Annotated in this window: 21 protein-coding genes; 8 read left to right on the top strand and 13 right to left on the bottom strand. The window is 69.8% G+C overall.

The window, feature by feature from the left end; all coding sequences use genetic code 11:
- Nucleotides 1-19 precede the first annotated feature (19 nt).
- Complete coding sequence (locus WMF34_RS43905; RefSeq protein WP_437991554.1) at nt 20-985, top strand: universal stress protein; 966 nt, start codon at nt 20-22, stop codon at nt 983-985.
- 19 nt (nt 986-1004) lie between these two features.
- Here WMF34_RS43905 and WMF34_RS43900 read toward each other — a convergent pair whose 3' ends face one another.
- From WMF34_RS43900 to WMF34_RS43860, 9 genes are all read right to left on the bottom strand, one after another.
- The gene (locus WMF34_RS43900) at nt 1005-1358 is read right to left on the bottom strand and encodes a Na+/H+ antiporter subunit G (protein ID WP_012241191.1); all 354 of its coding nucleotides are present in this window, start codon (nt 1356-1358) and stop codon (nt 1005-1007) included.
- Complete coding sequence (locus tag WMF34_RS43895; protein WP_012241190.1) at nt 1355-1633, bottom strand: K+/H+ antiporter subunit F; 279 nt, start codon at nt 1631-1633, stop codon at nt 1355-1357. Before WMF34_RS43895 ends, WMF34_RS43900 begins: the two co-directional genes overlap by 4 nt.
- The gene (locus tag WMF34_RS43890; RefSeq protein WP_012241189.1) at nt 1630-2127 is read right to left on the bottom strand and encodes a Na+/H+ antiporter subunit E; all 498 of its coding nucleotides are present in this window, start codon (nt 2125-2127) and stop codon (nt 1630-1632) included. Before WMF34_RS43890 ends, WMF34_RS43895 begins: the two co-directional genes overlap by 4 nt.
- Nucleotides 2124-3782, bottom strand: a complete 1659-nt coding sequence (locus WMF34_RS43885) for a monovalent cation/H+ antiporter subunit D (protein WP_012241188.1) — start codon at nt 3780-3782, stop codon at nt 2124-2126. The genes WMF34_RS43890 and WMF34_RS43885 overlap by 4 nt, the downstream gene beginning before the upstream one ends.
- On the bottom strand, nt 3779-4123 hold the full coding sequence (locus WMF34_RS43880; protein ID WP_012241187.1) for a Na+/H+ antiporter subunit C: 345 nt from the start codon (nt 4121-4123) through the stop codon (nt 3779-3781). Before WMF34_RS43880 ends, WMF34_RS43885 begins: the two co-directional genes overlap by 4 nt.
- A complete protein-coding gene (locus WMF34_RS43875; protein ID WP_012241186.1) occupies nt 4124-7039 on the bottom strand; it encodes a monovalent cation/H+ antiporter subunit A in 2916 nt (971 codons plus the stop codon).
- 259 nt (nt 7040-7298) lie between these two features.
- Nucleotides 7299-7565, bottom strand: a complete 267-nt coding sequence (locus tag WMF34_RS43870; protein ID WP_044967225.1) for a hypothetical protein — start codon at nt 7563-7565, stop codon at nt 7299-7301.
- 227 nt (nt 7566-7792) lie between these two features.
- Entirely contained in the window at nt 7793-10315 is a 2523-nt protein-coding gene (locus WMF34_RS43865; protein WP_437991553.1) for a hypothetical protein, read from the bottom strand.
- 151 nt (nt 10316-10466) lie between these two features.
- On the bottom strand, nt 10467-11327 hold the full coding sequence (locus tag WMF34_RS43860; protein WP_437991552.1) for an aldo/keto reductase family oxidoreductase: 861 nt from the start codon (nt 11325-11327) through the stop codon (nt 10467-10469).
- 76 nt (nt 11328-11403) lie between these two features.
- On the opposite strand from WMF34_RS43860, the gene WMF34_RS43855 reads away from it, so the two are divergent.
- Nucleotides 11404-12306, top strand: coding sequence for a LysR family transcriptional regulator (locus WMF34_RS43855; RefSeq protein WP_012241182.1), 903 nt, complete (start codon nt 11404-11406; stop codon nt 12304-12306).
- A 271-nt stretch (nt 12307-12577) separates the two neighbouring features.
- Here the strand turns inward: WMF34_RS43855 and WMF34_RS43850 are convergent, their stop codons facing one another.
- The 3 genes from WMF34_RS43850 to WMF34_RS43840 all read right to left on the bottom strand — a co-directional run bounded on the left by WMF34_RS43850 (nt 12578) and on the right by WMF34_RS43840 (nt 14915).
- The gene (locus tag WMF34_RS43850; RefSeq protein WP_437991551.1) at nt 12578-13003 is read right to left on the bottom strand and encodes a hypothetical protein; all 426 of its coding nucleotides are present in this window, start codon (nt 13001-13003) and stop codon (nt 12578-12580) included.
- 213 nt (nt 13004-13216) lie between these two features.
- Nucleotides 13217-13786 carry a hypothetical protein gene (locus WMF34_RS43845; RefSeq protein ID WP_437991550.1) on the bottom strand — a complete coding sequence of 190 codons (570 nt, stop codon included), beginning with the start codon at nt 13784-13786 and terminating at the stop codon, nt 13217-13219.
- 691 nt (nt 13787-14477) lie between these two features.
- Nucleotides 14478-14915: a hypothetical protein gene (locus tag WMF34_RS43840; RefSeq protein ID WP_437991549.1), complete on the bottom strand. Its 438-nt coding sequence runs from the start codon at nt 14913-14915 to the stop codon at nt 14478-14480.
- A gap of 305 nt (nt 14916-15220) precedes the next feature.
- Here WMF34_RS43840 and WMF34_RS43835 point away from each other — a divergent pair, with 305 nt between their 5' ends.
- The 6 genes from WMF34_RS43835 (at nt 15221) to WMF34_RS43810 (ending at nt 21081) form a co-directional block, all read left to right on the top strand.
- On the top strand, nt 15221-15907 hold the full coding sequence (locus WMF34_RS43835) for a DNRLRE domain-containing protein (RefSeq protein WP_437991548.1): 687 nt from the start codon (nt 15221-15223) through the stop codon (nt 15905-15907).
- Entirely contained in the window at nt 15904-17286 is a 1383-nt protein-coding gene (locus WMF34_RS43830) for an oligopeptide/dipeptide ABC transporter ATP-binding protein (protein WP_437991547.1), read from the top strand. Before WMF34_RS43835 ends, WMF34_RS43830 begins: the two co-directional genes overlap by 4 nt.
- Complete coding sequence (locus WMF34_RS43825; protein WP_437991546.1) at nt 17283-18371, top strand: ABC transporter ATP-binding protein; 1089 nt, start codon at nt 17283-17285, stop codon at nt 18369-18371. The genes WMF34_RS43830 and WMF34_RS43825 overlap by 4 nt, the downstream gene beginning before the upstream one ends.
- A gap of 364 nt (nt 18372-18735) precedes the next feature.
- Nucleotides 18736-19188 (top strand): hypothetical protein, encoded by a 453-nt coding sequence (locus WMF34_RS43820; RefSeq protein WP_437991545.1) that lies wholly within the window; start codon nt 18736-18738, stop codon nt 19186-19188.
- Between the two features lie 198 nt (nt 19189-19386).
- On the top strand, nt 19387-20013 hold the full coding sequence (locus tag WMF34_RS43815; RefSeq protein WP_437991544.1) for a hypothetical protein: 627 nt from the start codon (nt 19387-19389) through the stop codon (nt 20011-20013).
- A 90-nt stretch (nt 20014-20103) separates the two neighbouring features.
- Nucleotides 20104-21081: an NADPH:quinone oxidoreductase family protein gene (locus WMF34_RS43810; protein ID WP_012241171.1), complete on the top strand. Its 978-nt coding sequence runs from the start codon at nt 20104-20106 to the stop codon at nt 21079-21081.
- Between the two features lie 1040 nt (nt 21082-22121).
- On the opposite strand, the gene WMF34_RS43805 is transcribed toward WMF34_RS43810, so the two are convergent.
- Entirely contained in the window at nt 22122-24341 is a 2220-nt protein-coding gene (locus tag WMF34_RS43805) for a glycoside hydrolase family 3 protein (RefSeq protein ID WP_437991543.1), read from the bottom strand.
- Nucleotides 24342-24704 lie beyond the last annotated feature (363 nt).

Below are 24704 nucleotides of genomic sequence, written 5' to 3'. Positions count from 1 at the left end.
CATAGAGAGGAGGCCACCAGTGACCGAGCATCTGAAGAAACCGGGGGCAGGCAACGGGCAGCCCGAGATGGACGAGGCCGAGCGCTTCCATTCGCTGCTCGTCCCCGTCGACCTGACGGCCATTTCGGACCGCGTCCTCGGCCGGGTCGCGCTTCTGCCTCTGGCCGATGGAGCTCGCGTCACGCTGCTTCACGTCGTTCCCGGCAACCTCCCCGCCAAGGCCCAGGACCGCGCCGAGCGGGATGCCAGAAAATCACTCGTGAGCGAGGCGCGGCATCTCGCAAAGATGCTGCCCAAGGGCGTCGACGTCGAACCGGTGGTGAAGTTCGGCAGCCCGGCCGCGGAGATCGCAGGCTGCGCGACCTCGACGAGCGCCGAGCTCATCGTCATGGGTCGCGGCGGCAGCAGCGCGCTCCGGGACACCTTCCTCGGCTCGACCGCGGAGCGTGTCATCCGCCGCGGGCAGCTCCCGGTCCTGGCGGTCCGGCTGGCTCCTCGCGCGGCGTACGGCCGGCCCGCGGTCGCCCTCGATCTCGAGCAAGGATCCACGGATGTGCTCGCGCTGATGCTCCGGTTGATTCCGACCCCGCGGCCGCGTGTCACGGTGATCCACGCGTTCGACACGCCCTATCGCGGAGCCATCTATCGCAGCCTCTCGGAGGAGGACGCAGAGGCATGGAGCAGCGAGCTCGAGCAATCGGCTACACAGCAGATCGTGAAGCTGCTCGCGACCTCGCTCGCGCAGGCGAAGGTGCGGCCAACAGAGGCGCCGCCCTGGAAGATGCATGTTCGATGCGGCTCCGCGCGGCTCGTGATCGAGAAGGCAGTCAAGAAGGCAGACAGCGACCTGCTGGTGCTCGGCACCCACGGCTATTCCGGGGTCGCTCACGCCTTCCTCGGAACGGTCGCTGGAGACGTGCTGCGTCAGGTCGCCAGCGACGTGCTGATCGTGCCTGCTCGGCCACGCGCCGAGGAGCCCGAATGAGGCTGCGCCCTGCCGTTCACTAGGGGTCGCGGTGTGGAGTGAGCGGAGGTGGAGCGTCGGCTGCCCCCGCGGCGCGGCGGCGGAACAGCGCCACACGTGCCAAGAGCAGCGTGGTCACGGGGACCGTGATGGAGAGCATGATGATGATGAGCCACGGGTGCAGCACGGGCCGGGACTCGATCATCGAAAAGTAGAGGATGCCTGCCAGCGTCACGCACCAGCTGCCGAAGGTGTACGCCAGCGCTGGGGGATGCATGCGCAGGAAGAAGTCTGGCAGGCGCAGGAACCCGAACGCGGAGATGACAACGAACAGGCCGCTCAGCACGAGCAGCGCAGCGACCGCCGCCTCGACCCAGAGGGGAAGCTGGTTCATTCAATCACCTCCCCGCGCAGGATGAACTTCGCCATCGCGGACGAGCTCACGAAGCTGAAGAGCGCGATCAGCAACGCGGCGTCGAAGTACGTGTCGCTCCGGTGACGAATACCAAGCACCAGCATGACCAGCATCGCGTGGAAGTAGAGCAGGTCGAGCGCGAACACGCGATCCTGTGCCCGCGGCCCCCGGATCAACCGGATGACCACCAGCACCGACGCGACGGCGTAGCAGCCGAGCGCGAAGGCAATTGCGCCAGACAGAAGTGCGCTCATTCGAAGATCTCCCTGAGAGGCTCCTCGTAGCGAGCCTTGAAGCGGGCGACGAAGGCGCCTTCATCACCGACATCCCACACGTGCAGCAAGAGCGCGCGGCGATCGAGCGCGAGCTCCGACCACACGGTGCCCGGAACCACGGTCGTCACCATGGATAACGCGGCCAGCCCGACGGGGTCACGCAGGTCGAGGGGCACGATCACGAACCTCGACCGCGGTCGCCGCCATTGCCATGTGACCACGCCCCAGGCGACCTCGAAATTCGAGAGCAAGACGTCGTAGCCGACCCTCAGGATGAAGCGCACGACGACCAGCGGTCGCCGCGCCCGGACGTTCGTGAGCCGCAGGGCCGAGGTGAGGAGCGGCACCGCCAGCGCGAGCCCTAGCCCCAGGACGATCTGGCCCGCGCTCGTGGAGCGCGAGAGCACGAGCCACAACGCGAACAGAGCGGCGGACAACAGCGGCGCGGGCACGATCTTCTTGAGGAAGGTCACGGTGCCTCCCCCTCTTCGATCACGGGACGCGTCGGTCCCGGGCGAGGCCTCGCCGACAAGACAGCCTCGATGTACGCCTTCGGCGCGTGCAGTCCCGCGGCCGTCGCGCGCGTGGCGCGCATGACCGGCTCAGCGTACAGCGTGAGCAAGATGCAGCAGAGAAGGAGGCCGATGACGGAGGCGGCCTCGACGACCTTCAAGCGGGGCGGGAGCCGCCCACCCGTCACCCAGAAGTGTCGAATGCCCGCCCTCGCGAGGGAGATGGTGGCCGCGAGCCCCGAGAGGAGCAGCAGCCCAAAGAGGATCCACGCGGCGGACGAGGCGGGGGCGCTGGTGCTCGCGTGGCCGTCCCCTCGGAGCGACAGGAGGGCGGTCAGCAACGAGGTCTTCGCGACGAAACCCGAGAGCGGCGGCAGCCCCGCGACGAGCAGCGCGCAGACCATGAACGCCAGGCCGAGCAACGCGATGGACACCGGAAACGCTTGGCCGACGAGCGGCGCCTCCTCTTCATCGAGGTTGGTGTCCTCGCCCGGCTCCACGTCGAGGTCCGGCACCCGCCGCTGTCCATCGGAGCCGATGCGCTCCACCAGCTCGACGAGGAGGAAGAGAGCGCTCACCGCCAGCGTGGCGCTCAGCATGTAGAACAGCGCCGCCGACGTCACCGCGGGGGTCCCCGTCCCGAGCGCCGCGAGGAGCGTCCCGGACGACACGATCACCGAGAAGCCCGCGATGCGCCCGAGGGACATGGACGCCATGAGGCCGATCGCGCCGAAGGCGATGGTCGCGAGCCCTGCGTAGAGCAGGACTGTCCCCCCGAACTGCGCTGAAGCGCCCGCGGAGAAGAACAGCGTCCACGAGCGCACGAGCGCGTAGATGCCCACCTTGGTCATCAGCGCGAAGAGCGCCGCGACAGGCGCGCTCGTGGCCGCGTACGCCGGCACCAGCCAGGAGTTGAGGGGCCAGATCGCCGCCTTGATGAGGAACGCCACGGCGAGGACCGCCGCGCCTGCATGCAAGAGCCCGCGATCGCGCGCCGGGACGAGCGCGAGCTTCTCGGCGATGTCGGCCATGGAAAGCGTGCCCATGACGCCGTAGAGCACCGCGAGGCCGACGAGGAAGAGCGACGACGCGAGCAGGTTCACCGCGATGTAGTGGAGCCCCGAGCGCACCCGCGGCCACCCCGACCCATGAAGATGCAGGCCATACGACGCCGCGAGCATCACCTCGAAGAACACGAAGAGGTTGAAGAGGTCCCCCGTGAGAAAGGCGCCGTTGAGCCCCATCAATTGGATCTGGAAGAGCGCATGGAAGTACGCGCCCGCGCGGCCCCACGCGGCTTCGGCGTAGAGGGCGGCGCAGAGGCTCACCACACCGACCAGCACCAGCATGAGCGCCGAGAGCCGGTCCGCGACGAGCACGATCCCGAAAGGCGCCTCCCAGTTCGACATGAGATACACACCGGCGGCGCCGGACGAGCCGCCGGCGTCGGCGCCGCGCATGATCTCCAGCGCCACGAGGAGGCCCGCCAGGGCCGCGCCGATGTTGACGATCGACTTGGCGCGCTTGCGCTTCTCACCGAGCAGGAGCAGCAGGGCCGCCGTCATCAGCGGCAGCACGACGGGCGCGACGAGGATGTGCGGGAAGCGCTCGATCATGGCTCCTCCCTCGTTCCATCCACGTGGTCGGTGCCGCTGAGGCCGCGCGAGGCGAGGAGCACGACGAGGAAGAGCGCCGTGGTCGCGAAGCCGATCACGATGGCCGTGAGCACGAGGGACTGCGGCATCGGATCCGTGTAGTGCTGGAGATCGGCAGGCGCTCCAGGTCGCACGATCGGCGGCTTGTCGATGAAGATGCTCCCCATGCTGAAGATGAAGAGGTTCACCGCGTACGAGAGCAACGTGAGCCCCATGATCACCTGGAAGGTCCGCGGACGCAGCACGAGCCAGACCCCGGCTCCGCCGAGCACGCCGATGACGAGCGCGAGCAAAGCTTCCATCTAGCTCGTGCCCTTTCTCGTCGACGGCGCTGGACCCTGCGTCGATCGCCGGTGTGCGCGCAGCGACTGGTGAGCGAGCGCCGTGAGGGTGAGGAGCGTCGCTCCCACGACGGCCGCGAACACGCCGAGGTCGAAGAAGCTGGCGCTCGGCAGGTGTGCTTCGCCGACCAGCGGCAGCCTGACATGGGCCGTGTGCGTCGTAAGGAAGGGATAGCCGACGGCGAGCGCGCCGAGGCCGGTGGTCGCCCCGAGCAGCAGTCCAGCGGCGATCCAGCGCGCCGGACGGAGGCGCGCGCGCGCCTCCAGCCAGAGCGCCCCCGAGACCATGTACTGCATGAGCATCGCGATCGCGACGATGAGGCCGGCCACGAAGCCGCCGCCTGGCTCGTTGTGCCCACGAAGGAGGAAGTGCGCTGCGACGAGGACGGAGACCGGCAGGAGCACGCGCGCGATGACCGCCGGCACCATCATGTATCCGCGCTCGGCGTCCTCGGCCGTGCGCGGCTTCATGAGGTCGGTGACGATGTCGGCCGGCAAAGCTCTCTGTTGCTGGGGCTGCTCGACGCTCTCCGGCGGCGGTCGAAAGCGGCGCAGGAGGGCGTAGACCGTGAGCGCGACCGCGCCGAGGACCGTGATCTCGCCGAGCGTGTCGAAGGCGCGAAAGTCGACGAGCATGACGTTGACGACGTTGGCGCCTCCTCCCTCCGGCAGCGCGCGGCCGAGGAAGAACGGTGAGATGCTGTGCGGCGCCGGCCGGGTCAGCATCGCATAGGAGAGCGCGGCGAGACCGCTGCCGGCGCCGATCGCGAGCAGCAGATCGCGCGCGCGCCGCACCCTGTCGCGGGCCGTGACAGGCCTCGAAATTCCTTCGATGCGCATCGGCAACCAGCGCAGCCCGAGCAGGAACAGGATGGTGGTGACGACCTCCACGACGACCTGCGTGAGGGCGAGGTCGGGCGCCGAGAACCACATGAACGTCAGGCAGGTGACGAGGCCTGCGCCGCCCATCAACGTGATCGCGATCAGCCTGTGGAACTTTGCCATCACGGCAGCGCCGACCGCGCAGACCGCGCCGATGCCCCACAAGATCACGAACGCAGGCGACGCGGGGAGCCTGTCGCGGTCGCCCCACTCCAGCGGGACGCCCTGCGCCGCGAGGAGCGCGAGGAGGAGCGCGACCGCGATGATGGCGAACATCTGCGTCTGAAGCCGTCGAGTTCCGACGAGCCCGAGCACCCTCCGCGAGAGGCGCGTGAGCCCGAGCAGCGCGCCCTCGAACAGCCGCCTTCCGTTGAGCCGTTCGATGAAGGGCGTATCCTGGAGCCGCCCCTGCTCCTGATGCTTGCGCAGCCAGAGGTACCCAGCGACGCCGCCTGAGATGGCGACGAGGCTCATGACGAAAGGCGGGTTGAAGCCGTGCCAGATGGCGAGGCTGTAGTCCGGGAGCGTCCCGCCGACCACGGGGCGGGCGGCGGCCGCGAGCGATGGCCCGATGGAGATCGTCGGCGCGATGCCGACGATGAGGCAGCTGAGCACCAGGAGCTCGATCGGTGTCCGCATCCACCGCGGGGCTTCCTCCGGCTGGCGAGGGAGATCGGTCGACGGCGGGCCGAAGAAGATGTCATAGCCAAAGCGCAGCGAGTACACGACCGCGAAGATCGCCGCGAGCGTCGCCAGCGCCGGGAGCCCCACTTCCACCGAGGGGTGCGCGGACAAGAACATCGTCTCGGCGAAGAACATCTCCTTCGACAGAAAGCCGTTGAGCAGCGGCACGCCGGCCATCGCGCCGCTCGCCACGAGCGCCAGCGTGCCGGTGCGAGGCATGGCGCGAATCAGGCCATTCAAGCGACGGATGTCGCGCGTCCCGGTCTCGTGGTCGACGACGCCCGCGGCCATGAACAGCGAGGCCTTGAACGTCGCGTGGTTCATGATGTGGAACACGCCGGCGACGGCGGCGAGCGAGCTGTTGAGCCCGAAGAGGAGCGTGATGAGGCCGAGGTGGCTGACGGTCGAGTAGGCGAGCACGCGCTTCAGATCGTTCTGGAACATCGCGATGTACGCGCCGAGCAGGAGCGTCGTCATGCCCGCGCCGCTGACGATCCAGAACCACAGCTCGGTCCCCGACAGCGCCGGCCAGAGCCGCGCGAGCAGGAATACGCCCGCCTTCACCATGGTCGCCGAGTGCAGGTAGGCGGACACCGGCGTCGGCGCGGCCATCGCCCGCGGCAGCCAGAAGTGAAACGGGAATTGAGCGCTCTTGGTGAGCGCACCAAGCAAGATGAGGACGAGCGCGACCGGGTAGAGCGGGTGTGCCCGCACGCGGTCGCCCGAGGCGAGGGCCACATCGAGCTCGTAGCTGCCGACGATGTGGCCGAGGACGATCACGCCTCCGAGGAGCGCGAGCCCGCCCGCGCCGGTCACGGTGAGCGCCATGCGCGCGCCCCGCTGCGCGTCCACCCGGTGATGCCAGTAGCCGATGAGCAGGAACGAAACGAGGCTCGTGAGCTCCCAGAAGACGACGAGCTGAACGAGGTTGCCCGAGACCACGACGCCCAGCATCGCGCCCATGAACGCGAGGAAGAGCGCGTACAGGCGCGCCACCGGATCCTCGGGGGACATGTAGTAGCGCGCGTACAGACAGACGAGGGCGCCGATGACGGTGATGAGCACGGCGAACATCCACGCGAACCCGTCGATCCGAAGGACCAGATCGAGACCGATCGAAGGCACCCACGAGATCGTCTCGCGGATCACGCCCCCGTCGCGCACCCGCGGGAACAGGCTGATGACCCAGGCCGCCGCGCCGGCCGACACGAGCCCTGCGCAAGCCGCGAGCTCGGATCGTGCCCGCGTCGGCAGGAGCGCGGTGAGCACGCTTCCGAGAAATGGCAAGAGGAGCAGGGCGACCACAGGCATGGCGCGCGAGTGTACTTGCCGACCGCCCCGGTTTCAGCCAAAAGGTGGGAGGGGTCGCGGCGTTCGCGGCGCCGGTCGGCGATGCGGCGGCGGCGATCTGCGCGCGGTCGTTGATGCCCACGAGCGAGCCGGCGTCCCGCACCACAACCACCGCGGCGCCGCCGGCTCGCTCGTGGGCATCAACGACCGCGAGCAGCCCCCCGCTCGTCCGTGAAGCCCCGCAGGCCATGGAGTGAAAGCCGATCGGTAGAATCGGCCATCAGTCTGAGATGGGGCACTGCTCGTAGCAGCGCCAGACCTCCGTGCTGCGGTCCGTGCCGCCGGCGAAAGACGCCTTGATCTCGTCGCAGGGCGCGTCGAGCACGCACGACGCGCGACACGCCTCGTGTTCGGAGCAGCCGGTGAGGTCGTCGTCGAGCTCGAGATCGTCGACCCCGCAGGCCTCGGCGTGCTCGACGGCATCCGCGCATGTCCCCGTCTTGCAGCCGGCCGCGAGGAGCGCGGTCGCAACGAAAATCGACGCCATGAGATAAGTCTTGCGCATGGTCCAGCCCTGCAGCTCGCAACGTGTGGATGGAGGGGAGCCGGCCGGCCCATGCAGCGCGGCGCCCCGGAAGCGGCCCGCCGTTGTTGCCGGCCCCTTCGCCCTAGGAAGAACGTGGCGGGGCCAGTCTGGGCACGGGCCGATGTCGATTTTTGAGTTCGAGTTTTGCTGGAATCCGGCGGAGGTCGAACCGGGCGCCGCACGCCGGCTCAGTAGGTCTCTGCGCAAACGCCGTATCCGCACGGATGGACCATGAAGGCGCCGGCGACGGCGCTTCGCAAGCCCGGGAAGGTCGCGAGCGCCGCCCCCGTCTCGATGTCGTAGAGGACGCCGTCGTAGCGCGAGTAGAGCGCCGTCGCCGAGACCGGCTGGATCCCGTAGTTGTCGCGCACATCCGTGGAGTCGGTGCGGATGGGGATCCTCGGCAGCGGCGGCGCGGCGACCGGGTTGCCGAGCTCGTCGTAGATCGTGGAGGCCTGGTACGTCCAGCGGCTGCTTTGGGGGAAGCGGTTGTACGACTGGACGAGAACGTGGGTGTCGTCGAGCCAGCCGATCGCGCAGCCGGGCACCACGTTGACGAGCGCGCCATCCTCGTAGAGCTGCGTGAACCCGCAGCCTTCCGAGGGGGCGGAGTCCGTGACGACGACGTGGTGACCGTCGGGGGAGACGAGCGGCGCCGGCCGGTGCCCGGTGTCCTGGAAGAGCGGCGCGCTGCCCGCCCAGTCGCTCACGACGCGCTCCGTCCTGCTCGAGTCGACGCGGTAGGTGCGGCCGACCGTGCTGCCGTCGAAGGACATCGAGAAGTCTTGAATCACCTCCTCGCGCAAGAGCGAGGCGAGCTGCGCGCCGTCCGGCAGCGAGAAGAGACGGAGTGATTTGTCCGTGACCATCGGATCGAGGGCGGCGCGCGCCGCGAGCAGGCCGCCGTCCGCCGAGAGCAGCACCTTGTTGCTGTGGAACGGAACGACCGCCGAGGGCCCGGCGTCGAGCGCCGCCGTATCATAGACGAGCGTCTTCCCCGAACCCGTCGCGAGGGCCACGTGCCCCGAGGGAGCGCCTGCGACGGAGTGGAGCGTGCCGCAGCCGAGCAGCCCCGAACCTCCCGGATCGGTGAGGGTGCCTTTGTACGAGATCGCGCCGTACACGTTCGAGACCGCCAGGCGCAGGTCCTGGTCGATGTGGACGCTGGCGTTCTCGACCAGCGGCGGCGCGTGTTCGGTCAGGGTCACCTCGGGGCCGTCGAGATCGATGATGTCGAGCCTCGACGTTTGCTTGCGGAGCAAGGCGAGCGCACGCTCGGTCGGCGCGAACGTGTAGCGAAAGTCGGCTCGGTCAGGGTACTCGGCGACGGGGACGGCTCCGCCTCCGACGCGATAGACCATGAGCGGAGAGTCCGCTCTGTTGTCCGCGAGCATCCAAAAATAGTCGCGCGTCCCCGCGAGTTGCTTGGTCGACGGCAGGTTGACGATGCCCTCCTGGATCCCCGCCTTCGAGTACACGCGCACCGTCGTGCCGACGGTGGTGAGAAATCGCTCGCCATCCTGGAACCAGGAGTGGAATGTGCCCGAGAGCTCGGGGGTGACCGTGGGAGGCGAGCCGTCAGCGGGGAGCACGGCGATGCTATTTTGCAGGGGAACAGGGGGCAGCGGTGCGATCCGGAGCGCGTCCGGCGCCGCGTGGACATCGCCCTGGTGGTTCACCGCTGCGGACCAGCGCTCGACCCCCGCGGTGCTCCAGAGCGTGATCGTGCTGGTGGACTGGCGGCGCGTCCACGCATAGCTGCCGTCGCTCGCGAGCCCCGCCTGGTCGTACTCGGTGGTCACGGAGGCCAGGACGGAGCCGTCGATGGCGCTGCGCAGCTCGAAGGCGTGCTCGGGGTCCGTCTGGATCAGCACGATGTCGCCGCGGAGGACCACGCCGCCCGGCAGCTCGAACGGCAAAATCCCGAGGTTCGGACTGCCGGGGTCGAAGCCGCCCGGCGCGTGTCCGTCGGCGATCGCAGCGCTGGAGTCGGTGTCCCAGAGCATCCAGCGATCGTAGTCCCAGCTCAGCACGCGGCTTCCGGAGACGAAGAGCCGGCTGAGGCCTTTCTGGTGACCGAGATCGAGAAAGGCCCCCGGAGGGCCGAACGAGGTGCCTGCGGTGCCGCACGGCCCGAAGGCGGCGCTGCCCCCTTCGCCGCCGGCGCCTGACGTGGAGCTCTCGCCGCCCGAGCCCCCGGCGCCGCCGGTGCCCGACGTGGCGCTCTCGCCGCCAGAGCCCCCGGCGCCGCCGGTGCCCGACGTGGCGCTCTCGCCGCCAGAGCCCCCGGCGCCGCCGGTGCCCGACGCGGAGCTCTCGCCGCCAGAGCCCCCGGCGCCGCCGGTGCCCGACGTGGCGCTCTCGCCGCCAGAGCCCCCGGCGCCGCCGGTGCCCGACGTGGCGCTCTCGCCGCCAGAGCCCCCGGCGCCGCCGGTGCCCGACGTGGCGCTCTCGCCGCCAGAGCCCCCGGCGCCGCCGGTGCCCGACGTGGCGCTCTCGCCGCCAGAGCCCCCGGCGCCGCCGTGGCCTCCAGAGCCGGGGGTGGAACTCTCGCCGCCGGAGCCTCCGCCTCCGCCCCCGGAGCCGCCCTCCGCGCCGGTCGTCGTTCCAGGAGCAGCTCCGCCTCCGCCGAGGTTTCCGCCACCTGCGTCGGAGCAGCCGAGGAGAGCGACGAACGACACCGCGACAATCTGGGTGGATCTCGTGTGCATGGCGCCTTCGATGCCGCCGATCCCCTGGCCATTCATCGCCAAGGCAGCGCCAGGGGCGTCGCAGGGATCGAGTCTGCACAATCGACGTTGTTGTGCGCCCCCTCCCCTTCGACCACCCGAGGTGAGCGGGACAATGCGACTCGAGAGAGATCTAGATACGGTCGAGCGCCTTCATCGCGTCGTCGGACAGCTCGAGATCTGCCGCCGCGAGGTTCTCGCGCAGGTGCTCGACGCTCGACGTCCCGGGAATGAGAAGGATGTTCGGCGAGCGCCGCAGCAGCCACGCGAGCGCGACCTGCATCGGCGTCGCGCCGAGCTGGCGTGCGACGTCGGACAGCGTCGAGGACTGGAGCGGCGAGAAGCCGCCGAGCGGGAAGAACGGCACGTACGCGATGCCCGCCGCGGCGAGGCTGTCGATCAGCGCGTCGTCCTGCCGGTGCGCGAGGTTGTACAGGTTCTGCACGCACACGATCTCGGTCATCGCGCGCCCCTCTTCCACCTGCTTCGCGGTCACGTTGCTGAGACCGATGTGGCGGACCTTGCCCTCGCGCTGCAGCTTCATGAGCGCCGAGAGCGGCGCCTCGATCGAGCCTTCCGCGGGTCCCTGCGCGTCGAACAGGACGCGCAGGTTCACGACGTCGAGCGCGTCGACGCCGAGATTCCGGAGGTTGTCGTGGACCGCGCTCGCGATGTCCTCGACGGCGAACGCCGGCTCCCAGGATCCCTGTGGGCCGCGTCTCGCGCCGACCTTCGTGGCGATCACCAGATCCCTCGGATACGGGTGCAGCGCCTCGCGGATGATCTGATTCGTGACGTGCGGCCCGTACACGTCGCTCGTGTCGATGTGATCGACGCCGCGCTTCACCGCCTCGCGCAGCACGGCGAGCGCGGCACCGCGGTCTCTCGGCGGTCCGAACACGCCCGGCCCGGCGAGCTGCATGGCTCCGTACCCGAAGCGCTTCACCGTGCGACTGCCCATCTTGAACGTCCCGACCTTGGCTAGATTCGTCATGGCTGTCGACGGTAGGCCGCGACGGGGTGTATGATAAGAGCCTGGAATCAGCACGGCCCGTACGGAAAGGCGAACAATGGCAGTGGATCTCGACGACGTCCGAGTCTTCGCCGCGGTGGCGCGCGCCGGCGGCTTCCGCGAGGCGAGCCGCACGAGCCGCACGAGCGCGTCGAGCGCGAGCGAGGCGGTGCGCCGGCTGGAGGGCGAGCTCGGCGTTCGGCTTCTTCATCGGACGACCCGCAGCGTCGCGCCGACCGAGGCAGGCGCGCGTCTCCTCGAGCGGCTCGGTCCTGCGCTCGCCGAGATCGCAGCGGCGCTCGACGTCGTGAAGAGCACGAGCGAAAAGCCAGCCGGCACGCTCCGGTTGAACGTCCCCGTCGTCGCCGCGCGGCTCGTGCTCCCGCGGATCTTGCCGCCGTTCCTCGCCGCATATCCCGATATCCGCGTCGAGGTGACGGCGGACGACAAGCTCGTCGACATCCTCGCCGCGGGCTGCGACGCAGGCATTCGTTACGAAGAGACGCTGGAGAAAGACATGATCGCGGTCCCGATCGGCCAGCGCGAGCAGCGCCTGGCGCTCGCGGCGTCGGGCGCCTACCTCGAGCGGCACGGGCGCCCGACCCATCCGCGCAAGCTCCTCGATCACGCATGCCTGCGCGGCCGCTTCCCGAGCGGCGCGCTGTGCCCGTGGGAATTCGAGCGCGACGGCGAGGTCGTGAAGGTCGACCCGACCGGCCCGCTCGTCGGCAGCCTCGGGAATGCGACGGACCTCCTCGTGGACGCCGCGATCGCGGGCACCGGTCTCGTCTACTGGTTCGAGGACTGGCTGCGCCCGCACCTCGAGAGCGGCGCCCTGAAGCCGGTCCTGGAGCGCTGGTGGTCGCGTCTCTCCGGCCCCTTTCTCTATTATCCGAGCCGCCGCCACATGCCCGCCGCGCTTCGCGCGTTCGTGGACTTCATCCGCGCAGGCAGCAAATGACGCGCGGGCGAGCGCCTTCGTCGCCCGGATCGAAGCGAAGCGCGATGGTGTCGCCCGTCAGCTCGGCGAACCGACGTGGCGGGCGGACGCGCGCGTCGCGACGGGGGCGCGCAGGAAAATCGAGCCGGATCGCGCCGCTCGAACCACGAGCGAAAGCGCGAGGAGAACGCCGAGGAACGGAGCGTATACGAAACGCGAGAACACGGAGCGCTCCGAGGCGCTCACCGCCCATCGTTCGGAGGAGCTGCGATCGCTTCGCGTCCAGCATCAGTTAGTCGACGGTGCCACCGGGGTCGTAGTCGAGGCTGGCGATGCCCACCGCTGTCGTCTGGCCCTGCGAAGGGGAGAGCGGCCTCGTGATCGACCACGCGCCGAACACCGTGAGGAACACGGCGAGCGTCACGAGCTCCGCGCGAGGCGTCTCGTGCCATTGCGCGAGCGTGTACGCGAGCCAGATCGAGGCGATGATCCACCGATGGATGAGCAAGGCGGCGATCGGCGCCGAGAAGATGGCGAGCTTCGCGACCACACCGAGCACCGTCTTCGAGCGGCGTACGATTCGCAGGAGGACTGCGAGTCCGAAGATCGCACCGACGGGTCCGGTCGGCGGCAAGTGCGCGTGCATGCCGCTCGAGAGCAGGACGCCTCCGACCACGAGGCAAAAGGCGTCCGTGATACGTTCGCGATATCCGACCATTCGTGCCCTCGCCCTTCCAAGGGGTGTGCGAACGACGGCAACGCGTGTGTTCGCGTGCGGTGTTCGGTACGCTCCACGTGAGCTTGCGCGCAGAGACGTCGCGGCGAGCGCGTCAGCGACGCAGCGGAAACTCGTACGTCCACGTCGCTGACGAGAACAAGATATCCAAGCTGTCCCTGCTGGGCATGGGCTCGTCGAGGTGGCCGAACGGATTCAGTTCGGCGCCCGAGCCGGCGTGCCGGCGCTGTGCATGTTGAGGACGACCGACTTCCCAGCTTTCCGCGCGGCTTCGAGTTGACCCTCAATCCATGTGTGAGACTTCTGAACCGTCACCTTCCACCATCGCGCCTCATCGACCCTATATCCTCCGAATGACTTTTCGTACGACGAATAGTTGTTGAGCTGGATGAAGAGAACGTCCCCGATGGTCCACGAATACCCGAAACTTCCATCCAAATAGAGACAGGCGTGAGGGAACTCGTAGCCGGTGGATTCCAGGAAATCGAAGCTTGATGGATTGAGATTGCTTACCTGATTGCGGAAGTAATTGATCATTCCAATCGCGCACCCGTTCTCATGGCATTTGTCGACAACGTTGGCGAAGTAGTCGTGGTTGCCGAGGCCGGGATAAACGTTCATCCCGAGGCCTTTATCCCAGATCGAGCGATAGTCCTCGAGGGCATCGCCCTGCTCCCCGAACTCCGTAAGGTCGCCGTTGATGATCGTTCCACCGGCTCGCGACTCGCCGAAGTAGCTCCCGATCGTTGTGATGGCGTCCACCATGTTGCGATTATAGAAGCGAGAGATCGCCCTGTCGGTCCAGCCGGCTAGAACATCGATCACGTTAATCAAGCGAGAATTAACCGCCAAGACGCCATAAGACGCCAAGAACCACAAAAAAATCTTGGCGTCTTATGGCGTCTTGGCGGTTGAAATTCTGCGCTTTTCAGGCAGCTTCAACCCGTTTGTCGCTCTAGGTGGAGGTGGAGGCGGCGCTGGCGCACTCGCCTCGTTTGCACCGGCCAGCGAGCCTACGACGCTTACGACGATCCACCTGCGAATCTCAGATTTCATGGCTGATCCCTTCGTGGTTTGCGCGGCCTCGCGGGTAAGACAAATTCGCCCCATCCCGCGACGTCGGATCGAGATCGCACTCGTGGCAGATGCCAGGCGTGCTCGCCGTTGGCGAGCGCCGAGCCCTCATCCACGCTGCGTCTCACCAGGCTCCACGCAATTCGACCGTCGAACCCGTACCCCCAAATCAAAGAAAGGAACGGCGACACGATGTCGCTGAGCCATTACATTGTTGAGTCCAGGCCACTACGGGTGACGTAATGTGGTATCTGAGCCATCACCGCTCAGCTGCCCTCGCCACACCGATCACAGTTCTCAGAAGCAGCTCAGCTGCCCCCGCACCACCGCTCCCGGTCCTCGCGGCCGCTCTGCAGGCGCTCCGGGCGCCGCCTTCCGCCGCTCAGCGCGGCGTGCTGCTCGCCGCCGGCACCGCGGTCCTCTGTCCCGAGCCCAAGCGCGCGCCGCCCTTGATGCGCGCTTCCGTCACGACCTCGTCCCACTGCGCGTCGTACCCGTCGAAGTGGACCCGGTAGGAGCCGGGGGCGACGACGCCGGTGATGATGGCGGGCTTGTACGAGCCCTTCCACTCGACCTCGATGCGGTCGCCGACCTTCCGCGCGGCCCCCTCGCCCGAGGCGCGCTGCTCCTCGTCGCGCAGGCGCCGGGCGCTCCCCTCGTGCAGGCATTGCTCGCGGTGGCAGGCGAGGCCGGAGGCGCAGTCCTCGTCCGCACGGCACGGAGACCCGAGCGGCGCCTTCTTTCCGCACGCGGCGAGCGCCCCAGGCACGGCGGCCACGATCAACAGCGCTCTCAGGAAGGTAATGGCTCGAACGCGCACGACACGGCATCCCATCAGAGCGGCCGCGGCCCGACAACAGGGATCGCGACGCTCCCGACCGGCAACGCCTCTAGAGACGCCCGCGCTCCCCGCGTCCTCGCCGACCACGCCGTTCGGGCAGCGGCCCGCGCGCGCTCGCCACCGCCCCTCCCGGGCGCGCCGCCGCCCTCCACGCCCGAGCGCGCGCCCCCGCTTCCGATGCGCCGCCCCCCTGCGCGCCGCGCCCGCCACCAACCCCCGCCACGACCCGCCCCGCCACCGGGGCCGCCCTACCCGGGCCGCCCTCTGCTATGGTCGCCCCCGCTGTGCGTCTGCTCGCCGCCCTCGCGCCCGTGGCCCTGCTCGTCGCGGCGCCGCCGCTCCTGGGCTGCGGCGGCGGCCCCGCGAAGGACGCGGGCGTGTGCGCGGGCGCGGGCGTCTGCGGCGCCGGCTACTGCGTCGCCGGGCGCTGCCGGCCGGCGAGCGCCCTCCCCGCGCCCCTCGACGCGCGCCGCGTGCTGCTCCCGCCCGAGGACCTCGCCGTCCTCGTCGAGGACGACGCCGCGGCCACGCCGCGCGTCCCCGACGCCGTCGCGCTCGGGCGCGCCGGGGGCGGTGAAGTCGTCCTGCTGCTCCGGTTCTCGCCGACCTTCGGCGTCGGCGCCGACATCGCGAGCGCCTTCGTCGTGCTGGAGCCGGCCCCGATGGCGCCCCCCGCCGAGCGCGCGCTCACCCTGGAGGTCGCGCGCATCCTCGAGCCGTGGCGCTCCGAGACGGCGACGTGGGGCCGGCAGCCGCGGCTGTCGATCCCGGAGGCCGCCGCCATCGCGCGGCCCCGCCCGGCGACGCCGCTGCGGATCGACGTCACCTCGCTCGTGCGCGACTGGGCCAGGCGGCGCAAGGACGACCACGGCATCGCCATCCTCGCGGCGGGGAGCGACGCCGTCGGGGCCGCCTACTCGATGGGCATCTCCCAGGGCGTCGGCCCCCGCCTCGAGGTGTACGTACGGTGAGCAACGGCCAGGACGACGAGGACGACGACCTCGGCGCGCGGAACTCGCTCCCGCTTCCCCTGATCCGCCACGACCTCGGCGAGAGAAGGCCGCCCGTGCCCAGCGCGCCTTGCCTGCCCAGCGCCCCGGCCACACCCGGCGCCTCGAGCGCGGGCGCTCTTCCCGCGCCCGCCACGCCGACCGCGGGCGCTCTCCCCGCCCCCGGCGCCCCCGCCGTCCCCCACGGCGCCCTCGCGCGCGGCCCGCTCGACGACGACGAGCCCGCCGTCACCCAGCGCTCGACGGCGAGCGGGCGCCTCTCCGCCCTCCCCCGCACCGTGCCGCCCCTCTCGCCCGAGGAGGCCCCGCCGCCCATGCTGCTCCGGGTGAGCGACCTCCGCGTGTCGTTCGCCGCCGACGGCCGCGTCACGCGCGCCCTCGACCGCGTCTCGTTCACGGTGCCGCGCGGGCGCACCGTGGCGCTCGTCGGTGAGTCGGGCTGCGGCAAGACCGTGACCGCGCTGAGCATCCTGCGGCTCCTGCCCGCGCCCTACGCGTCCATCGACGGCGGCTCGATCGAGCTCGACGGCCAGGACCTCCTCGCGCTGAGCGAGCGCGAGATGCGCGCCGTGCGCGGCGGGAAGATCGGCATGATCTTCCAGGAGCCGATGACCTCGCTGAACCCCGTGTACACGGTCAGCGCCCAGATCGCCGAGGCCATCCGGCTGCACCGGCCCATGTCCCGCGGCGACGCCCGGCTCTACGCCGTGAACCTCCTGCGCAAGGTCGGCTTCCCCGAGCCCGAGGTCCGCGCGAACAGCTACCCGCACGAGCTGTCCGGCGGGATGCGCCAGCGCGTCATGATCGCCATGGCCCTCGCGCCGGAGCCCTCGCTGCTCATCGCCGACGAGCCCACCACCGCGCTCGACACGACGACGCAGGCGCAGATCCTCGACCTCCTCGAGCGGCTCAAGGCAGAGACGTCGATGAGCCTCCTGCTCATCGCGCACGACCTCGCCGTCGTCGGCGAGCTCGCGGACGAGATCGTCGTCCTCTACGCCGGCGTCGTCGTCGAGCAAGGGCCGGCGCGCGACGTGCTCGCGGGGCCCTCGCACCCGTACACGCGCGCGCTCCTCAGGAGCATCCCGGCGCGCGGGCTCCGCCCGCACCGCGTGCGCGGCGAGCGCTCGCTCCGCCTGCCGACCATCCCGGGCGCGCTGCCCGATCTGCGCGATCCGCCGCGCGGCTGCCGCTTCCAGGACCGCTGCGAGGCCGTGTTCGACCGCTGCCGCGCCGAGCCGCCGGACCTGTACGCCGTCCCGCCCGGCGCGGGGCACCACGCGGCGCGCTGCTTCCTCCTCACGGGCCCGGGGCGCGCGGGCAACGAGGGCGCCTCGTGACGCGCGACAGCGGATCCCCGCCGCCCACGCAGCGCGACGAGCCCCCCGCGCCGCACCCGCACCCTGCAGCCGCGGCGCACCCGGGGGGCGCGGAGAGCGCGCCGGGCGAGCGGCCGCTCGTCCAGGCGGAGGGGCTCTCGAAGTTCTACCCGGTGCAGCGCGGCGCCCTCGCGAAGCCGTCGTTCGTGCAGGCCGTCGTCGAGGCGACCTTCCACGTTTACCGGGGCGAGACGCTCGGCCTGGTCGGCGAGTCGGGCTCCGGCAAGAGCACCCTCGGGCGCCTCGTGCTCCGGCTCATCGAGCCCACGGTCGGCCGGGTCCTCTTCGACGGCCACGACCTGAGCGCCCTGTCGAGCCGCGCGCTGAGGGCCATGCGCCGGCGGATGCAGATCGTCTTCCAGGACCCCTACGGCTCGCTCAACCCGCGCATGACGCTGCGCGAGATCGTCGGCGAGGGCATCGTCATCCACCGCCTCGCGAGGAGCCGCGACGAGGAGAGCGCGATGGTCGAGGGCGCGCTCCAGAAGGTCGGCCTGCGGCCGGACATGATGGAGCGCTTCCCCCACGAGCTCTCGGGCGGGCAGCGGCAGCGGGTCGCGATCGCCCGCGCCCTCGCCGTGCGCCCCGACTTCATCGTCTGCGACGAGCCCGTGAGCGCGCTCGACCTCTCGGTGCAGGCCCAGATCGTCAACCTGCTGGAGGAGCTCCAGGACGAGCTGTCGCTCGGCCTGCTGTTCATCTCGCACGACCTGCGCGTCGTCGAGCACGTGAGCCACCGCGTCGCCGTGATGTACCTCGGCCGCATCGTGGAGATCGGCCCCACGCAGGGCGTGGCCGGGCGGCGGCACCACCCGTACACGCGCGCGCTCTTCGAGGCGACGCCGTCGATCGAGCGGGGAAGCAAGGCGCGCCGCCTGCTGCCGGGCGCGCCCGGGAGCGCGATCAACCCGCCCGACGGCTGCGTGTTCCACCCTCGCTGCCGGAGGTCCGAAGAGGGCAAATGCGACGTCGAGATCCCGCCGCTCGAGGAGCTCGTCCCCGGCAGCGGCCACCGCGTGGCGTGCTGGTACCCCGAGATCGAGTGACCGCGGCACGCCGGCGCGTCGCTGGATGAGCCGGGCCGGCCGCTGGTTCGTGCGTTGAAATGTCGCCGGGATGCCCCGGAATAGCTGGCTCGCCGGGAATGGCGCCCTGGGAGCGGAGCAGCTCACAGCCCACCACGGCCCAAACTGGCACAAGCGAAGATCCGGGGTGCCGCGAACCAGAGGCGCGCCTGCGGGAAGCTGCGCTTGCCGCGCGAGGCATCCCTTTTGCTGCACGCCCCGCGCCGTCGCGCGTGAGGTTCGGTGGCGGAGCCACGAGGTGATGCGATGACGAGCGACGTTCTTCGCGTGCTGGCGGCAGCCCTGCTGTCCGGTGCGTGCCTGATGGGAGGGCACGATCCCCGGCGTGAAGATCTCGATCGAGTCGAGCCGCTGCAACTACCGCCAGGGAGAGCCGGCCGAGTTCATCTACACGGTCACGACCGACTCGAGCGTCCCCCCGATCGACGTCGCGGCCTCCACCGGCTGCGGGCGCTGCGTCGAGCCGACGAGCGATCCCCTCTCGCTCGTCTCCTACAAGATCAGCGGCCTCTCGTGGGGTGCTGATCCGCAGCCGCAGCTCTACTGCCTGTGCGACGTGGGCTGCTGCGCTCCCGACGAGGCGGTGACCGTGCAGGTCGACGCGACCACGGCGACGCAGACGATCCGCTGGTCCGGGCGGCAGTGGACCGGGCCGTCCGACACGAGCAATCCGGAGGGCGCCCCGTTCGCGCCGGGGAGCTACGAAGTCGAGGTGACGTTCGATGGCAAGGAGCAGGGCGTCGTCACGGCAAAGCTGGGGATCGAGATCTACCCCTGAAGCACGGCTGACGCGACGCCCGCAAGCAGGCCGCGGCCCAGGGTGGCACAGTCGGCGGCCCGGGGTGGCGCGCACCACGGCCTGTCCCTCCGGAGCCCGCGCGCGCTTCGCGGAGCATCTCCCTTGCTGCCGATCGCGCGCCGCCGCAAACAGGCGGCGTGGCGCGAAGGAGGGAGAGGTGAGGGAATGGCAAACGACATGCTTCGAGCTCTGGCGATAGCCTTGCTGTCCGCCGCGTGCGCGACCGGATGCGGCGGCGGCAAGGAGGGCGCCGGGAGCGGCGGCGACGGCGAGAGCAGCAGCAGCGGCGGCGACCGCGGACTGCCGCCGGGGGCCGAGCCGTGCGCGGTGCGCGACATCCAGGGCACGATCCCGGGCGTGACGATATCGATCGAGTCCAGCCGCTGCGTCTACTGGAGGGGCGAGCCAGCGGAGTTCGTCTACACGGTCACGACCGACTCGAGCGTGCCTCCGATCGAGATCGCGGCCTCGGACGGGTGCGGGCACTGCGTCGTGCCGAGCGCGGATCCGCGCTCGTTCGTCACGTACCAGATCACCGGGCTGTCGACGGCGGGGGATCCACAGCAGTACTGCCTCTGTGACACCGGGTGTTGCGCTCCCGACGCCGCGGCGACCGTGCAGGTCGACGCGACGGCGGCGACGCACACGATCTCCTGGTCGGGGCGGCAGTGGAGCGGGCCATCGGACACGGACAACCCGGAAGACGAGTTCTTCGCGCCGGGGACCTACGATGTCGAGGTGACGTTCGACGGGCAGGAGCAGGGCTCCGTGACGGCGAAGCTGCCGATCGAGATCGTCCGCTGATCTCGCGCGCGCCGGCGATCCCGCGGGGGATCCCCGGCGCGCGAGGCGGCGCCGCCGGGCCGCCCGGGCTTTCTGCTAAGGTCCGCGGGCATGCATGCCTGGCGCGGACACGCCTTCGGTCCCCCCGAGATCCTCGTCTGGGAAGAGGTGGACGACCCCCCGCTCGCCGAGGGGGAGGTCCGGATCGAGGTGGCCGCCGCCGCGATCAACTTCCCCGACGTGCTCTTCACGGCGGGCGCGCACCAGGTCAAGCCGACTCCGCCGTTCATCCCCGGCTTCGAGGTCGCCGGCGTCGTCGTCGAGAGCCGGGAGCCGTCGCTCCCGCCGGGCGCCCGCGTGGCCGCGACGCTCCCCGGCTCGGGGGGGTACGCGACGCGCGCGATCGCGGGGCCGCGCACCACCTATGCGCTCCCGGACGCGATGCCGTTCGAGGACGCCGCGGCGATGACCATCACCTACCAGACAGGCTATTTCGCGCTCCACCGGCGCGCCGGCGTCCAGCCGGGCGACACGGTCCTCGTGCACGCCGGCGCGGGCGGCGTCGGCAGCGCGGCGATCCAGCTCGCCAAGGCGGCCGGCGCGACCGTCATCGCGACCGCCGGCGGCGAGGAGAAGACGGCGGTCTGCCGCGCCCTCGGGGCGGACGTCGCGATCGACTACCGGCGCGAGGACTTCGTCGCCGTCGTGAAGGAGCGGACCTCGGGCCGGGGCGCCGATATCGTCTTCGACCCCGTCGGCGGCGACGTCTTCGATCAGTCGACGAAATGCGTCGCCTTCGAGGGACGCATCGTGGTGATCGGCTTCGCCTCCGGTCGCATCCCCGCGGCGCGCGCGAACCACCTGCTCGTGAAGAACTATTCGGTCGTCGGCCTCTACTGGGGCACCTACAGCCGCGCCCGGCCCGATCTCACGCGGAGGGCCCAAGACGCGCTCTACGCGCTCTACGGCCAGGGCGCGATCAAGCCGCTCGTCTCGGCCGCGCCGCCGATGGCGGAGGCGAAGGCGGCCATGAAGGCGGTCGCGTCCCGCGCGACCACCGGCAAGATCGTGCTCACGAACCGGCGATGAGGGCCGCCGCCGCCCGGGAGATCGGCAGCGGCGCAGAGCAAGGGCTCAGTCGCAGTCGGCGCCGGTGGCGCCAGAACCCCGAGATTCGGCAACAGTTCGTCGACTTCATGAGCAAGCATGGGGTTCAAGTCACACACACCGGGGAAAGCTACACGCATACCGTAGGAGAATTGATGGATACGGAACGGCACCGTCAGCTCGTGGCAAGTCTGGCCGAGTTGTCGATCCCTTGGAGAGTTCTGCATGGGCCGAACAATGGACCCGTGATACGGTTGACTCCCGTCGCATCGCTCGAGACCGCACGACTCGATTTGGGCATCTCTTCGGATGGCTGGTGGGTCATAATAGGAAAAAAAATTCGCGAGCGAGTTCCCACTGGGACATCAATGCGTATTTCTGTTGCCAATCCTGGAGGTTACGCCGGCCGAGGCGCGCCAACGTCTTCTGGAAGGGCTGCGAATGAAAGGAATACCGGAGGAGTTCATAGAACTATTTCCGTTCGAAGATGTCGTCGCTACGGGTCTTGCGAGCGAGTCCCTGCGTTGGGCCTCTCTTGCGCTGGATTGGGCTAAACTCATCGAGCGCTCGCCGAAGGTAGCACGAGCGCTTGCAGCGCTCGCCGATTCTGGTCCCACGCAGAAGCTTCGTCATGAGGGGCGACGTCTGCTGAAGAGGAGATGAATGGGGTGTAGTCAGAGCGTGTACCAGAGGGGCGCGCCTACGCGGCGAGGTAGCCGTCGCTAAGAGTGCACCGGATGTCGATTGATAGGCGACGCTCGCATTGAGCGGGCAGCACGTGCGCGAAGTGGAAGTGTAGGAGCCTGGAGCTCCGTCGAGCTCGACGACGGCGGCCATGACGGCGGTCGCGCCCCGCGCGACCACGGGCAAGGTGGTGCTCACGACCGCGCGAGACGGCGGCGCGTGACGCGCTGAGGCGCTGTTCACGGAGACCCGGCCCGCCGCGCGGCGGGCTGGGTCCTCGGCCTATCTCACGAACGCCGCCGCCGCTCAGGAGAGCGGCAGCGGCGCGGAGGATGGATTCAGTTGCAGCCGCCGCCGGAGGACGGCTCCGGGAGCGCCGCGGGCGTCTCCTTGTTCTCCGTCGTCAGGCCGAAGCCGTACGGGAACAGCGCGCCGTCATCCCCGCGGTTGACCCGCTGGCACTCGGTCGCAGGCCAGGAGAACGAGAGCTTGCCCTGGAACTGCTGCTTGCCGAACAGCACGTCGGCCACGCCGCCGCCCTCGGAGCCCGGGAGCCACGCGGCCACGAAGGCGTCCGAGCGGTTCAGCTCCTTGTTGACGTAGAGCGGACGGCCCGACAGAAACACCGTCACGATCGGCAGATCCGACTTGGCCGTGCGGATCGCCTGGAGGACCTGCAGATCCTCGGGGTGGTAGGCCGCGTGCTCCAGCGTCTTCGCGTGCGGGGTGTCGTCCGTCGCGACCTGGATGTCCCCCTGCATCTCGGCATAAGGCGTCTCGCCGATCACCACGATCGCCGCGTCGAAGCTCCCCGAACTGGCGCCGGAGCCGTCGGCGCTCAGCGTCGCCTGGCCGCCGCCGGCCGACACGAGGTCCTGGATCCCCTTGAAGATCGACGTCGCGCCCGGGAAGTCGGCGTTCGTCAGTTCGGTGCCCTGCCACGTCCTCGACCAGCCGCCGGACTGGTTCGAGATGCTGTCCGCGGACTTGCCCGCGACGAGCACCTTGGCCGAGGCGGCGAGGGGCAGGACCCCGCGGGCGTTCTTGAGGAGGACAAGAGACTTCCGGACCGCCTCGCGCGCGAGGGCCCGGTGCTCCGCTTGCCCGAGCACGGACTGATCTCCCGCGAACATCCGCTTCGACGGCGCCTGCTTGGTCTTCTTCGGGCCGAGGAGCCCCGCCCGCATCTTGACCCGCAAGATCCTCGTCACGGCGTCGTCGACCCGCGCCATCGAGATCTGGCCCCCCTTCACCTGGCTGAGGGTGTTCTCGTAGAACGCCTTCCAGTCGTCCGGGACCATGATCATGTCCACACCGGCGTTGATCGAGGCGGCGCACGAGGAATTGGTGCAGCCCGACACCTGCCCATGACCGTTCCAGTCGCCGATGACGAACCCGTCGAAGTGGAATTTGTCCTTCAGCACCCCGGTGAGCAGATCACCCTTCCCGTGCATCTTCTGGCCGCGGATGCTGTTGTACGACGCCATGACCGTCTGCGCGCCCGCCGGGATGGCAGACAGGTAGCCCTGCGCGTGGATCGTGCACAGCTCGGTGTCGGAGGCGAGGTTGTTCCCCTGGTCATCGCCCTTGTCCGTGCCGCCGTCACCGATGAAGTGTTTGGCCGTCGCGATGACGCGCGTCGCGCCGAGGAGATCAGGGCTGTTCGCGGCGCCCTGGATGCCCTGCACGATCCGGCCCCCATAGGCGTTCACGATCTCGGGATCCTCGGAGTAGCCCTCGTACGTGCGGCCCCAGCGGTCGTCGCGCACGGTCGCGAGCGTCGGCGCGAAGGTCCAGTCGAGCCCGGTCGCGAGGACCTCCTTGGCCGTCGCGGCGCCGATGCGCTCGAGCAGATCGGGGTCGTGGGCCGCGCCGAGGCCGATGTTGTGCGGGAAGAGCGTGGCGCCGCGGACATTGTTGTTCCCGTGCACCGCGTCGATGCCCCAGATGATCGGGATGCCCACGCGGCCACCGCTGGTGTCCACCGAGGCGTTGTAGAAGTCGTCGGCGAGCTTCACCCAGTCCGCCGCCGTCGCGTTCTTGTTCTTCCCCGGCCAGGAGCCGCCGCCGTTCAGCACGGAGCCGATGTTGTACTGCTTCACCTCGGCCGGCGTGATCTTCTGGATCTCGGCCTGCACCATCTGGCCGACCTTCTCCTCCACCTTCATCTTGCCGAGCAGCTCGGCGATGGCCGCCTCGATCGCCGGATCCTGCGCGATCGCGCTCCGCACCTCGGGCCAGCCGTTGTCGCAGGGCAGGAGGCCGACGCTGTCGCCGGCGCCGCTGCCGCCGCCGCCGGTGCTGTCGCTGCCGCCGGTGCCGCTGCCTCCGGTCCCGGAGCCGCTGCCGGAGGAGCCAGCGCCAGCGCCAGAGCCGCTTCCGGAGCCAGAGCCGCTTCCGGAGCCGGCGCCGGCGCCGGAGCTAGCGCCGGAGCCAGCACCAGCGCCGGAGCTGGCTCCGGAGCCGGTCGGGTTGTCGGACGTGTCGTCACCGCAGGCGGCCGGCGCGAGAACGACAGCCGCCGCCATGATCCATGTTGCATACCGTGTGAGGCGCATGGGTGCTCCCCTCTCTTGTCGATGAGATGAAGGATGGGCTTTAAGGTGAACCGTGACAGTCGAGTAAAGCGTCGATCGGGACGTGTAAGAAATATAAGACAGAGAGGGAACGTTCTAATCCATGACTCCCCCCGCACGCAAGCCCCCCTCACGCCGCGAACGAGGGTTCGCCCGCGCGACCACGTGACCGCGCGTGCGTCGCCGCCGCGCCGTCGCCATGAGCCCGAGCCAGGCCTCCCTCGTGCCTCGTGGCGCGCCGGATGACACGGTGCGTCCTGGGACGCCACCGGTTAACCATAGTCCGAGTCGGGCCGCAATATACAAACCCGATGGCGCGGCGCGGTAATCCACCCGTGGCATAAC

Origin of the sequence: Sorangium sp. So ce145 (assembly GCF_051525985.1) — a bacterium.
In the GTDB taxonomy this organism is placed as follows: domain Bacteria; phylum Myxococcota_A; class Polyangia; order Polyangiales; family Polyangiaceae; genus Sorangium; species Sorangium cellulosum_B.
Note: the sequence above shows the minus strand (reverse complement) of the source record. Positions and strands in the feature narration are given on the sequence as shown.

Coding starts and splice junctions, on each gene's coding strand:
- WMF34_RS43900 (WP_012241191.1), bottom strand. CDS start 1,358: ATGAACCAGCTTCCCCTCTGGGTCGAGGCGGCGGTCGCTGCGCTGCTC.
- WMF34_RS43895 (WP_012241190.1), bottom strand. CDS start 1,633: ATGAGCGCACTTCTGTCTGGCGCAATTGCCTTCGCGCTCGGCTGCTAC.
- WMF34_RS43885 (WP_012241188.1), bottom strand. CDS start 3,782: ATGATCGAGCGCTTCCCGCACATCCTCGTCGCGCCCGTCGTGCTGCCG.
- WMF34_RS43880 (WP_012241187.1), bottom strand. CDS start 4,123: ATGGAAGCTTTGCTCGCGCTCGTCATCGGCGTGCTCGGCGGAGCCGGG.
- WMF34_RS43875 (WP_012241186.1), bottom strand. CDS start 7,039: ATGCCTGTGGTCGCCCTGCTCCTCTTGCCATTTCTCGGAAGCGTGCTC.
- WMF34_RS43870 (WP_044967225.1), bottom strand. CDS start 7,565: ATGGCGTCGATTTTCGTTGCGACCGCGCTCCTCGCGGCCGGCTGCAAG.
- WMF34_RS43865 (WP_437991553.1), bottom strand. CDS start 10,315: ATGCACACGAGATCCACCCAGATTGTCGCGGTGTCGTTCGTCGCTCTC.
- WMF34_RS43860 (WP_437991552.1), bottom strand. CDS start 11,327: ATGACGAATCTAGCCAAGGTCGGGACGTTCAAGATGGGCAGTCGCACG.
- WMF34_RS43855 (WP_012241182.1), top strand. CDS start 11,404: ATGGCAGTGGATCTCGACGACGTCCGAGTCTTCGCCGCGGTGGCGCGC.
- WMF34_RS43850 (WP_437991551.1), bottom strand. CDS start 13,003: ATGGTCGGATATCGCGAACGTATCACGGACGCCTTTTGCCTCGTGGTC.
- WMF34_RS43845 (WP_437991550.1), bottom strand. CDS start 13,786: ATGGTGGACGCCATCACAACGATCGGGAGCTACTTCGGCGAGTCGCGA.
- WMF34_RS43815 (WP_437991544.1), top strand. CDS start 19,387: ATGCTTCGAGCTCTGGCGATAGCCTTGCTGTCCGCCGCGTGCGCGACC.
- WMF34_RS43810 (WP_012241171.1), top strand. CDS start 20,104: ATGCATGCCTGGCGCGGACACGCCTTCGGTCCCCCCGAGATCCTCGTC.
- WMF34_RS43805 (WP_437991543.1), bottom strand. CDS start 24,341: ATGCGCCTCACACGGTATGCAACATGGATCATGGCGGCGGCTGTCGTT.